A 12,196-nucleotide genomic window follows, 5' to 3' on the forward strand; every position below is an offset into this window, starting at 1 on the left:
CCCGAAAAACGACCCCCTTCCCCTTTTTCTCTCCGCGAGTTCGTTATGCAGGAATGTTCGCATCGAGTGGCCGGCAGGAAAGAATCGAGCGCAGTCGTCAGTTGATTATGAATCAACAGCAAGACGACGATGGCTTGCCAGGCGAGACCACGCTGCCGGAGGAACCTTCTTTCGATCCGCCTCTTCATCAATCGATCTGTCCGCAGTGCGAACGTCCACGCCGGACAGTGCAAACGATTGACCCGGCACTGACGATGTCGGTCCTGGCACTGGCCAGTCTACTGCACGAGGCGACTTCGCAGCAGATCGCATCCGGTCTCGACACGGCCAGCGTCTGGTTGAAGTTGCTTGCCCGAGTTGTTCGGGATCAGACACGACGTGGAACGAGTAACACGTTAATCCTCGCCCTGTACCGAGGCTGGATAAGCCCGCACGACCCGGTGATGGACGCAGTCCGCATCCGCTATGCCGAGCTGATCGCGGGCGCTGCTGCTTCCCCGCGCGGCCCACCGCCACAGCAACGGGAGGCCGCATGATGTTGCTTCCACTGCGGCACGAAGTATTGCAATCGAACAAGCGAAGCGTCAAAGCACCGCTGCAGCTAGCACTATGCCCGGCCTGCAAAAGCCATTGCAAAACGGCCTGCATTCGCATCAAAACCTGCGTCACTCGAAGCGACAATCCAGTCAACGCATCGCGAGCAGCTTGGATGGAACTCATCAACACCGAGCGTTACCCAAGTCACACTGGGGCAACTACTTCGGCGACCGCAAGCTACCAGTTCTAGGCAGCTAAAAAGAAAGCGTCAAACAGGAATCCTGTCTAACGCTATGGAGTGATGGAATGTAGTTTTTTAAGGGTGAACGCTTACCTTGCAGGCTTAGCTCTACTATCCACTTGCAGACGCATTCGGTCTCCTAAACTGAGGGCATCTGGAGTGTATAAATGAAGAAGGAACAGTAACTCAACTGAAGTGGCTTTAGACGCTTGATCAAATCCAATTGTTGGTACTTCCGGCAACTTAAGGTCAGGAAGCTCAAATTCGACTGCATCCTCACGCACTGGAGTTGAGGTTTTCCACGCATTTCCTTCCTCAGACAAAACAAACTTACGAGTTCGTAAGATTAACATCAGTGAATCTAGCTCCCGTCGCAAAGTATCTTTGGTGAACGTGAAGCCGAACGAAACTGGCAACCCAAAGACCTCTCGAATTAAGCAGAACTCAAGGCAATCCTGCCAGAAAAAAGGGTTGCTTTGGCGTCCAACTCGCTGCTGCATATTGGTAAGCGTCAGCCCAATCGCAGATGATTGAGAATAAAGACGATGATCCGAGTCGGGTATAAGCAGCCTACTCCAAAGTACAAGTTGAAGGTATCTACGACGAAAAAACTCATCAGAAAGATAACGCATGGTTAAGACTCTCGCTGCTTCCTGGTGTGATGCGGATGATTCCCAATTTCCAGGATTGCCAAATTGCGGCAAAAAGATCGCTGGAGCAACTAATGACTGCACAACGAATTCATCGTCTTTAGATACATTCCACGATGCAACAAATCGTTGAGGAGAGATTCCGTTAGGTTTTGAGGGAGAGAACGAGGATAGTAGCCCCATCGTTGAATGCTCAATTGAGCCTGTAGAGTCAAGCTCTCCTATCGCCTTCGAAATGGCTGTTCGAAACTCCTTGTTGGGAATTTCTTTAGCAGTAGCAACATGAATATGCATCAGCGTGTTCAAGATGAAACAGAAAGCAGTACTACATTTTACTAGATGTAAAGTCATCAAAACGCTCACATTTACCGAAAAAGCCAGGGTCAAAGTTACCATTTATACCCTGGTAACTGAAGGACGCGTTTGCACCACAGCAACATGCCTGGCGACCGCCAGAAAGCGCACTGCGATCACAAGTGTAGTTGCAACTAGCAAATGGAATTGAAAAACTTCCATCGGCACTCACGCAAACCATCATCGTGCAAATGGACCGTTCACCCGAGCCTGTAGTTCCACTATCCCTTGTAACCATCTTACAACCGTATTCGCTACCAATACTGTCAAACGAATCAGCCAATGAATTGGCAATCTCGTTCAGCGCGTTGGCGGTAAGCGAGATTGTTCCGTTTTCAACTGAGTTCGTAAGAACGTCTATAATAAGATCCATTTTCTCGCCATGAGTGAAGTCCTGGTCTGCGACGACGGATTCAAAAAAATCTAAGGGGAAAAGGGTCGTTTCGTAACAGTTTAGTCCCCGGAGACATCTAAGGGGAAGGGGGTCGTTTCCAAGGACACGGAGAAATCTAAGGGGAAGGGGGTGAATGGCACGGGCGTAAGCTTAAGCTGCGGTGGCGTAACGATTTCGGTTCGGATTGCGTGGGCATTGCATCAACTTGTAGTTCTTCGCTCGACGCTTCAATTCTCTTTTTTCTTGGCGGCCAGGACGGTTGCCGACGGTCAACTCGGAAATGACTTCAAGCAGGTTGTCCCACTGCTGATTCCTTCGTGACGCCCCCAGCCTCAGCGATGCGGCGTACTCCTCCAATGCCTGCATCGCGCCGGTAAAACTCAGGCGTGTTGGGCACACATTGAACCTCAACGCTGACGCCAGCATCGCACTACGAACAAGGTTGTAGCCGATCATGTGGCAATGAATTTCCTTGCGAACCATTTGCGGGCTCTTGCACCGCAAGTGATCCATCTGCATCTGGGTCTTGAGGCTGCGGATATGCAACTCAACGGTCCACCTCCGGTAGTACAGGTGCGCCAGTTCTTCGGCTTGATAAGTCTCCGCGTCAATCAACGTGGTCGCCAGTATGATCTCACGCGTTCGGAAACCTTTCTGTTCGACTCGATACTTGATGTGACGAACGAAGATTGAGTTTGGATACGCTTCATATTCTTCTTGGCTCATCCAAGTCGGACGCTGAGGCCTTTGATAAAGAACGAGCTGGTCGAGGTAACCCTGTTTCAGTCCGCGTCGGAAGTCGATCTTGCGAAGGTGGTGAGCCCTGGCGACTAAATCGACACCACGCATTTCGCTGGCGGCAAGCAACCAGAAACTTGCGTAGTAGCGATCAGCAAGCAAGATGCGGCCCGGCGAAATACGGTCCAAAATGGACCGCAGCAGTGATGTCTCTCCCGTCTGCTTGCCTTTGTAAGGGCCAACCACAGTATGGTTGATGGCACCAGTCGCCAACGAAAATACTCCAATCATCCGCGCGATCGGAAAGCCGCACCCGCGCCGCTGAGAAGTCATCTGTGGGTATTCTTCCTGGTTCTCGTCGGTGTCGGCCATCGTTAGCGTCCAGCCATCGACCATCTCGACGATTCGCCCATGAAACAACCATGCTTCGCTGGCGGCTTGCTCGCACCGCTTGGATGTCGAGAGGAGTAGCCGTTCAAAGAGTTGCTCAGGCAAGCGACACCGTGCTTTGCAATAGGCAGTTGTTTCACTGCTCACTTTCAAAAGTCCGCGAGCAACACGCCAAGCATTCAGCCGAGTGACCGCTTGTTGGCAACTGTGATCGGCAGAGAGAACTTGAGTGATGAACATCCAAACAACGATCATTGGGTTGTACGTTCGGTCGCGATATTTGTGTCCGATCTCATCGCAAATTTTCAGCACTTCCGGCTTGGGCAGGAGAAAGTCCAAGCACAGAGAGGAAGCTGATTTCAATTTACTTTGAACATCGGCCGGGGATTCGATAGACTGCTGATTCACGGCGAAGCCTCCTGGGATTATTGATGTGAACAATCACCATTTCAGCGTGGTTTCGCCGTGATTTCAAACCGCCCATGGCACTCAAGATGCTGGCCGAAGCCCACTCGCATTTGCTAGCACTACGGGTTGTGCAGGTTCAGGTCTCGATCCACTACATCTTGTTCGAAGCGGCTTACGCCCGTGCCATTCGGTCAAACCCAATACTGTTCGGCACTCCGTTTGCCCTTGCTGATTTCTAGCCGGAGTGATGGAGGCAGTGCTAATTGATGGCAACTTTACTGTGCTCTGGCAACTTTACTGTGCTCTGGCAACTTTACTGTGCTCTGGCAACTTTACTGTGCTCTGGCAATTCAGCTGGCTCCATTGCAGGCGGGCGGGCATTGCGACGAAACTCCCTATCTAAAAATTCCGAGGCTACCTTCATGTTCGGACCCGAGAACTCGTTCTTAACCAAATCCGGCTTAACGAAATATGCTGTATTCCTGCTTTTGGCGTTATCGGTCACTTCGTTCGTCTCTAGCCAGCCTCCCGTAGCGGGCCAAGTCACGCCTTCGGAAGGGGATTCGGAAGGTGGTCAAAAAGTCACTGGCCCGGTCGTGGGCACATCCGCAGGGATGCAAAAAGTGCTCTCTCAGACCGCTGCACGCCCCTTTCAGGTGGGGGCTGCGGGCGACATGATCGGTTTTTCCCATTCTGACGGCTCGGGAAGTCAGACAATTACGCTAATACATACGGGAAAATCCTGGATGGCCGTGTATCATATCGATAGGTCGGGAAAAATTCGGCTTGTCAGTAGCCGCCCGATTGATGCTGACTTTTCACTCCAACTTAACGCGACGAGCCCGCTGCCGGAAGAAATCCGCCAGATGACGAACCAAAAAACGAAACCGACGCGTTAGCGGGAGCTAAACGGATTGTCTTGCACTCCAGGTGATGGATCACGCCTATCATTCACTACGACTCAAAACGGTTGTGGCAAGCGACAATGGTTCGCACCACTCCCAAACCCCGGAGCCAAGAAGCCCAATGGCTGATTACTTATCACTCGAAGATGCTGCAAAAAAACTCGGAATCCCATCCGATCGCCTCGTCGAACTCCGCAGTCAAGGTCAAGTCCGTGGTTTCCGCGATGGTGCGAGTTGGAAATTCCCTGAGAATGAAATTGAGCGATTGGCCGATGACCTAGCGGATTCGCTTGGCGGTTCAGGCGATCTGATCGATGACTTTGGTGCCGATTCGTCACTCTCAAGCTCCAAAAGTGGCTCGAAGATCATCGGTGGTGATGAACCCAAAGATGAAGGCGGCAGCGATATCGAAGTTGGTGGCGAGTCACTCAAAGGCGAAGGCAGCGGCGGTAGCGATGTCAACTTGGTCGCCAGCACGGGTGACGAGGGAAGTGATGTCGCATTGGTCGCCGGCGATAGCGATCTCGGTTTCGATACGGATGAAGATAACAACCTCGTTGAAATTGACTCGGCCGAATTGCAATTGGATCATCCTGCGATCAATCACGATTCCGAAATGATTGATATGGCGATTGAACCGAACGCAGGCAGCACGGGCCCAGTGACCGATAAGGAACTCGAAGCTCTGACCGGAGCGAAGCCTATCGACGTGATGGCCGAAGAATCCAGCGTGAGCCTTGACAATGTGCTCGAAGGTGACGCGACCGGCAGCAATAGCGATTTGAGCTTTCCGGGGATCAGCGAAGAAGACAGCGACGATGTGGTGATTGGGCAAGACGACGAAGATTCAATCGACGCCCTGGCGGACGAAGTGGCGGCGGGATCCAAGAAGATGGCCGATCCAAGTTCATCGTCCATTAGTAGCCTTGAATTGATGGACGACCTAGGCGCTCCGGTCAATGTCAGCGGAACGGTGAACGACGTTAGTGGCGACGTTCTCAGCGAGTTGGACCTATTGAGTGCCGAGCAAGGTGGCAGTGGTTTGATTACCGGCGACAGTGAGAACTTGTTGGCTTCGTCCGGGCTGGGCAGCAGCCTTGGATTGGGCGGTCTAAGCAGCGGAGTGTCAGGACTCGGCGGCGGCAGCGATGACGCACTTGCGATTAGCGATGACGACGATCTTCTGATTGCCGATGACGATGACCTTGTGATTAATTCGGCTGAAAGTGACTTGTCGCTTGCCGGTGATAGCGGGATCAATTTGATGAGCCCGTCGGACAGCGGACTCTCGCTCGAAAGCGAACCGTTGGATTTGGCCGGCAGCAGCATCTCGGCCCTCGATTTGGCTGCAGAAGTTCAAGAAGGAAGTGGTTCGGGACTCAGCGGTGCAGGCTCAGGAGTCGACTTTACCGCGAACGAAGAATTCCAGCTTTCTCCATCCGGCATTGGCCTCGAAGCCGAAGTCGAAAGCGGTTCGCAAGTCATTGAAATCGAAGACTCGGGCGTGGTCGCCGAAGCGGAACCTGTGTTTGAAGCAGGCGGATTCGATGAGGATCCCGAAGCTGTGCCCGCTGGAGAGGCCTTTGCAGACGGAGACGAAGGCGGTGTGGGTGCGATCGGGATCGACGCATCAGGGAGCCGCGAATCGATGGCCTCGGTCGGTGTGGCTGGTTTTGAAGTCCCCTTCACGCTGCTTCAGTGCGTGACGTTGGTCATGATCATTGCCATCATGAGTCTCGGCGGCATGCTGATGACCGATTTGCTGCGAAACATGTGGACGTACAACGAAGCGTCCGCCCCGGTTAGCTCGCTAACCGATTCGTTAATCAGCTTGATCGGACTCGATAGCTAGTTAGACGAATCGGCGATGTCGCAGACGAACGTCAATGCGACCTCTGCAACATTCGGGCGCGATTTGTCACGCCCGCCGATTCTGCTGAGTACGAACCAAATCTGTGCGGGGTTTCTATAAAGGGTAGGAGTTCTTACCCTCATGTGGTGATTGATCCGTTTTTGATCGCGGTCGCGTTGGTCCAAAACGTGACTGTCATGCCACTTCCCCTACCCCCCGCAAGACTGTCATGCTCAGGTTTCATCATATTGTTGGATTGCTTTTTATTGCATCGCTGACCTCTGGCTGTGACACACCCGAACCGGTCGTCACTTACACCGTTCCAACCAAAGTCCCCGCGGAACTGCGCGAAGGTGGCCAGCGGATGATTGCGGCGATGATTCCCCAGGAAGGTCAGACGTGGTTTTTCAAAGTCACCGGACCTGAAAATGCGATCACCACGATTGAAGCTGAGTTCCGCAACTTTGTCGAAACGGTGAAATTCTCTGATGGCAGTCCTGACCTGAGCGAATTACCCGAGGGGTGGCGGATTGGGGGAGAGAAGCCGATGCGGTTTGCCTCGATCAATGTCAACACACCTGAAAAACAACTCGACGTGAGTGTCTCGTCGCTTCCCAAACAAGCGGATTGGGACGCCGAAGTGGCAATGAATGTTAACCGTTGGCGACGGCAAATCGGCTTGCCGCCATCGACCGAGAAGTGGGCCGAGGGAACCTCGATCGAAGTTGCATCGTCGGACGAGTCGGCGGTGTGGGTCGACTTGGTTGGCGAAATGGACGCCACTTCCGCGGCGCCGATGATGGGCGGCCCAATGTCAGGCGGCCCAATGTCAGGTGGCCCGATGATGGGGCGAATGCCCCAAGACGATATTCACAGCGGACTCGACGCGTCCTCCACGAAACCGAGCGAGTCGCGCCCGGCGGCACAATCCAACTCAAATTCGGAACCGAATTCGAAACTGAAGTATGATCGCCCCGAAGGATGGCGCGACGGTCGCATGTCGACGATGCGGTTGGCGGCGTTCAATGTCGGCCCCGAAGATGCCGCAGCGGAAATCACGGTCATTCCTGCCGGTGGCGACTTGCGCGGCAATGTCGCTCGTTGGCTCGGCCAAATTCGCCCCTCTGGTGTATCCGATGAAGTGGTCGATGAAGCGATCAAGAACGCCGAAATCATCCAAGTGGACGGACGTGAATCTCAACGGTTCATGTTGATGGGTGACGACCCTGAAAATGGAACCGCCATCGATGCGACGATTGTCCCTCTCGAAAACAATTTTAGCCTGTTCATCAAAATGACCGGTCCTGCAAAAACGGTGATCGATCAGGCCGACAACACGAAGGCGTTTATCGAATCGGTCAAGTTTTAAAACGACTTCCGGTTCATCAGATTCTTTTTAACAAACGCAGCAACCATTCTATGGCCACTTTCCTTTCTGACTCAAACCACCTCGACAAGACCGACGATGGCCGACTCATCGACGACCAAACGGTCGATGATTCATTCGGTGCATTCGCTTACAAGGCGTTGCGATGGCTTGGGTCATTGAAATTGACGGTTGTTCTCTTCGCAGTCTCGCTCATTCTCGTGCTTGTCGGAACGCTTGCGCAAGACGAGATGAACATGCTCGATGTCAAGAATCGTTATTTCTTGTCATGGGTCGCTCAGCTGCATTTGGATGATTTTTTTCCTCAAGCGTTCTATCGTCACCAGGAACCCATTTGGGGTGTGATTCCGTTCCCTGGTGGCGCTCTTGTCGGTGTGCTTTTAATGGTCAACTTGATCGCGGCGAAAATCACCCGTTTCAAAATTCATGCGAGTGACTCGAAACGGATCGGTGGCATCGCGCTGCTTGGAATCGGAAGCTTGGTTGCCGGTTTGATTATCACGACCGGCCACAATAGCGATGGTTTGCAAGGCGAACCGCCGATGGAATACATCACACTTTGGAAATGGGTGTTGGTGGTGATGTCGTTGGCCGTTGCAGGCTCGCTTGTCACGGCTTCGAAAGCCAAGGATAAGGCGGTCCAGAAAATCCTTGTCGGTGTTGCGTCCATTGTTGGTGCGGCGCTAGCCTACTATCTCATCAGCGGCACGCGGATTGGCGACCCAGGACTGCGGATCGTTTGGCAATTGACCAAAGGCCTCGGTGCCGGATTGATTCTGCTAGCCGGATGCCGATTGTTGTTCGACAAGCAGGGTGGCAACGTGTTGCTGCATTTGGGCGTCGGGCTTTTGATGGTCGGTCAATTTGTCTTCGGCGACCGCCAATTGGAACAACGTCTTAGCCTTGTCGAAGGCCAATCGACCAATACGCTCATTAATCTCGACTCGGTTGAAATGGCATTCATCCAGCGTGGTGAGAGTGCTGAGCAGATTATAGCGTTACCCGGAAGTCGTCTATTAGCGGCTGCGGCAACAGGCACGTTGATCCAAGACGAAGCGTTACCGGTCCACGTCAAAGTGCTTGAGTTCTTCGAAAACGCTAAACTAAAACGCGCGGTCGAGGCAGACAATAACTTGGCCGACCAGGGTGTCGGAACCGAAGTGGTGGCCGAGCAGATTGCCAAGGCGGGTGGCGCCATGGGAGCGATCAATGTTCCTGCGGCGTATGTCGAATTGGTGGACAAGCAAAGTGGTGAATCCATGGGAACCCACATGCTAAGCCAGCTATTGTCAGATCGCCAAATGCTGATGCCCGGTGAGACGATCCCGGACGAATTTGACTCGATCGCGGTTGACGAAGCTGTGTATGACATCGGGCTTCGGTACCATCGCGAAGTAAAACCGTATTGGGTCCAACTTCAAGATGTTCGGCAAATCACCTATAGCGGTACGACAACTCCACGCGACTACTCGTCCTTCATTCGGATCGTCGACACGGAAACGGGCGAGGATCGGAAAGAACGCGTGTGGATGAACAATCCACTGCGCTATCGTGGCGAGACGTTTTATCAATCGAATTACGACACGCTTCCAAGCGGCAAAGAAATCACGGGCATTCAGGTGGTCCGGAATTCCGGATGGCTGATCCCTTATGTGGCGTGTAGCATCGCAGCGCTGGGGATGCTCGCCCATTTCTTCGGTACGTTGATGCGATTCCTGGCACGCCGGCGCCGCGAACGGGAAAAGGAATATGCCGAATTAGCAACCTATAACCTTTCTCCGCCAAGCCGGGTTCCGATTTATGCCGCAGTTTCGCTTCTCGGTGTGTTGGCGCTAATGATGTTGGTCCCGTGGCCTGCGGTGCTCAATGCGATGCGACCGACCACGCGAGAAAAGGCATTTGATTTTTACACGACTGGGAAGATCCCGACCCAATTCGGTGGCCGTGTCTTGCCGCTTGATGCCTATGCCCGCCAAACGCTCAAAGCGATTAGCAACAAAGAAAGTTTGCCGCTCGATGACGCTCCTAACGGGATCAAGAAACGATCGATTGGTAAGAAGCTTTCGGCGATGCAGTGGCTGATGGAGGTCGCCGTGGACGACCGGCAATTGGAATTCTTGCCGATGTTTCGGATTGATGCTGAAGAAGTTCGAAGTGAACTCGGGCTCGAACGCCGAGAAAGCAAACTCTATTCACTCGGCGAAATTCGCGATAAGTGGGACGATGCGGCTAAGTTAATCGATATCGCTAATCGCAAAGAACCGCTTGACCAATCATTCAAGGAAAAGAAACTGATTGAGCTCGAACGACGGACTCAACAATACCTGGTCACCACCGCGGCAATGCAGTTGCCGGTTCCGCCATATATTCCCGACAGCTTTTTTCCCGAGGATACGGACGAACGGACGCGTAGCCTGTTCGCACTGCGGCAACTTGAACTCAGAATGCAAAGCATTGATAAGACGAATGCGCCACGCGTGATTCCCCCCGAGGCCGACAATGCAATGCAATCTTCGAATGATCCGCAATGGTCTTCATTCGGACCGGCATTTTTTGAAATGGCCAAAACGGCTGCGACAAGCGAGGAAGCCACTCGTCCCGGCTTGGAATCGTTTGGTGACATGATCCAAGCTTACCGGGACGAGGACCCGACTAAGTTCAATACGGCGGTCGATGAGCACCTTGCCGCGGTTCAGTCTTACCCGATTCGTGGTTACGAAGCCTCTTTGGTCTCGCTCGAACGATGGATGCAATCGAATTGGCCCACTGGCGTTGCAATGTTTATGTATTTGATTGCGATGGTATTGGGGCTCGTCTATTTTGCTGTTGATCTTCCTCGTCTACGCGAAGTTATTTGGGGAACGCTACTGATTGCCATGGTGATTCACACTGCGGCAATCGTATGCCGGATCTCGATTACAGGCCGAGCGCCGGTAATCAACTTGTACTCGTCGGCAGTGTTCATTGGCTGGGCAGCCGTATTGTTTGGTTTGTTCGTCGAACGGATCTTTCGATATGGAACGGGAAATATGCTTTCAGCGGTCGCAGGACTCAACACTTTGTTGGTCGCCTACGGGTTGAATAGCGGTGACACGATGCCCGTGCTACAAGCGGTGCTCGATACCCAGTTCTGGCTTGCGACACATGTGATTAGTGTGACGCTCGGTTACGTCGCGACGCTAGTCGCAGGAACGCTTGGGATTGGCTACTTGATCGCCGGATGGGTCGGCAAAGATCCGAAGGCGTTAAAGGATCTCTATCGATGTTGCTATGGGGCCGCATGTTTCGGAATTCTCTTTAGCTTCGTCGGAACCGTCTTGGGTGGTCTCTGGGCCGACGACAGTTGGGGGCGATTCTGGGGCTGGGATCCCAAAGAAAACGGGGCGCTGCTCATCGTGATTTGGAATGCATTAATGCTTCACGCTCGCTGGGACGGAATGGTGGGTGCTCGAGGTTTCTCGATTCTTGCGATCGGAGGCAATGTCGTCACCGCATGGAGCTGGTTCGGTACCAATGAACTCGGCATCGGTTTGCACAGCTACGGTTTCACCTCGGGTGTGCTTATGTGGTTGAGCCTTTTCTTGGCGATTCAGTTCGCATTTATACTGGCAGGTTTGTTCGCCGGCAAACAACCAAGTGACCTTCAAAACATTTGAAATTCACTTGCCGCTTCGAACGCGGCTTCATAATGCTCGATCTTTTTTGGCCCTTCCCACTCATTGGGCCACCAAACCGCGATCACGTCAAATCGACATGCAGTGCCGATCAGATTCTTACGTTTTAGATAGCGAAGGGCAGCTCGCGTGATGCGACCTTGCTTGGCTTCATCCACGCGGTCGGCTGGATGTCCTGGCTTGGTCGTCGAAAGGGTTTTCACCTCGACAAAAATGATGATTCGTTTCTTAGAATCAATGGCGATGATGTCGATCTCACCGGCGCGGTCCGATTCGCTTTCGGCGACAACGATCAATGCTTTCTGCCGCAGTAATCTTGCCGCTGCCTGTTCGCCACGCTTGCCAATCGGTCCTTCGCGATTAATCGCACCATATCGCCAATCCACGTAGCGACATTGCAACTGTTCAAGAATTGTTTTCGGCGACATTATCCATCCCAATGAATGCCGTTCTTTGAAGATTGCCCAACCGGCAAACTCACCAATGAATCATAGAGCCAAAGGAAGCACGAGATACACACGACCAGGGGTAACGAAAAAGTTGCGTTCTCGCTCGACCGTTTCAACTTAGAGAAATTCGCACTGACATGGTCGTCTAACCGACCGCACCAAATCGACTCAAATAGCAAGCTCAGGAAAATGTCGCATAGCTTAATGCCCCCCCCCC

General features: G+C 52.9%; 9 protein-coding genes. 5 read left to right on the forward strand and 4 right to left on the reverse strand.

The window, feature by feature from the left end; genetic code table 11:
• Positions 1–536, forward strand: a 536-nt coding sequence (locus tag CA13_RS33930; protein ID WP_419195315.1) for a hypothetical protein, incomplete at its 5' end; no start/stop codon positions are given.
• A 331-nt stretch (positions 537–867) separates the two neighbouring features.
• Here the strand turns inward: CA13_RS33930 and CA13_RS33935 are convergent.
• Positions 868–1,824: a hypothetical protein gene (locus tag CA13_RS33935; protein ID WP_419195316.1), complete on the reverse strand. Its 957-nt coding sequence runs from the start codon at positions 1,822–1,824 to the stop codon at positions 868–870.
• A gap of 502 nt (positions 1,825–2,326) precedes the next feature.
• Positions 2,327–3,712 carry an IS4 family transposase gene (locus CA13_RS33945; protein WP_419194960.1) on the reverse strand — a complete coding sequence of 462 codons (1,386 nt, stop codon included), beginning with the start codon at positions 3,710–3,712 and terminating at the stop codon, positions 2,327–2,329.
• A 422-nt stretch (positions 3,713–4,134) separates the two neighbouring features.
• Here CA13_RS33945 and CA13_RS33950 point away from each other — a divergent pair, with 422 nt between their 5' ends.
• The 4 genes from CA13_RS33950 (at position 4,135) to CA13_RS33965 (ending at position 11,512) form a co-directional block, all read left to right on the forward strand.
• A complete protein-coding gene (locus tag CA13_RS33950; protein ID WP_146404565.1) occupies positions 4,135–4,611 on the forward strand; it encodes a hypothetical protein in 477 nt (158 codons plus the stop codon).
• A 127-nt stretch (positions 4,612–4,738) separates the two neighbouring features.
• Complete coding sequence (locus CA13_RS33955) at positions 4,739–6,469, forward strand: helix-turn-helix domain-containing protein (protein ID WP_146404567.1); 1,731 nt, start codon at positions 4,739–4,741, stop codon at positions 6,467–6,469.
• 229 nt (positions 6,470–6,698) lie between these two features.
• Positions 6,699–7,838 (forward strand): hypothetical protein, encoded by a 1,140-nt coding sequence (locus CA13_RS33960; protein ID WP_146404569.1) that lies wholly within the window; start codon positions 6,699–6,701, stop codon positions 7,836–7,838.
• A gap of 50 nt (positions 7,839–7,888) precedes the next feature.
• Positions 7,889–11,512 (forward strand): cytochrome c biogenesis protein, encoded by a 3,624-nt coding sequence (locus tag CA13_RS33965; protein WP_146404571.1) that lies wholly within the window; start codon positions 7,889–7,891, stop codon positions 11,510–11,512.
• On the opposite strand, the gene CA13_RS33970 is transcribed toward CA13_RS33965, so the two are convergent.
• Both CA13_RS33970 and CA13_RS36050 read right to left on the reverse strand, forming a co-directional pair.
• Positions 11,500–11,958, reverse strand: coding sequence for a YraN family protein (locus tag CA13_RS33970; protein ID WP_146404573.1), 459 nt, complete (start codon positions 11,956–11,958; stop codon positions 11,500–11,502). The genes CA13_RS33965 and CA13_RS33970 overlap by 13 nt on opposite strands.
• On the reverse strand, positions 11,958–12,196 hold a 239-nt coding region (locus CA13_RS36050; protein WP_419195317.1), incomplete at its 5' end, for a hypothetical protein. The genes CA13_RS33970 and CA13_RS36050, both read right to left, overlap by 1 nt.

The organism is Novipirellula herctigrandis, from assembly GCA_007859835.1.
Classification (GTDB): domain Bacteria; phylum Planctomycetota; class Planctomycetia; order Pirellulales; family Pirellulaceae; genus Novipirellula_A; species Novipirellula_A herctigrandis.

Excerpts from the sequence above, each read along its gene's own strand:
- CA13_RS33935 (WP_419195316.1), bottom strand. The coding sequence starts at position 1,824 with ATGGTAACTTTGACCCTGGCTTTTTCGGTAAATGTGAGCGTTTTGATG.
- CA13_RS33950 (WP_146404565.1), top strand. The coding sequence starts at position 4,135 with ATGTTCGGACCCGAGAACTCGTTCTTAACCAAATCCGGCTTAACGAAA.
- CA13_RS33955 (WP_146404567.1), top strand. The coding sequence starts at position 4,739 with ATGGCTGATTACTTATCACTCGAAGATGCTGCAAAAAAACTCGGAATC.
- CA13_RS33960 (WP_146404569.1), top strand. The coding sequence starts at position 6,699 with ATGCTCAGGTTTCATCATATTGTTGGATTGCTTTTTATTGCATCGCTG.
- CA13_RS33965 (WP_146404571.1), top strand. The coding sequence starts at position 7,889 with ATGGCCACTTTCCTTTCTGACTCAAACCACCTCGACAAGACCGACGAT.
- CA13_RS33970 (WP_146404573.1), bottom strand. The coding sequence starts at position 11,958 with ATGTCGCCGAAAACAATTCTTGAACAGTTGCAATGTCGCTACGTGGAT.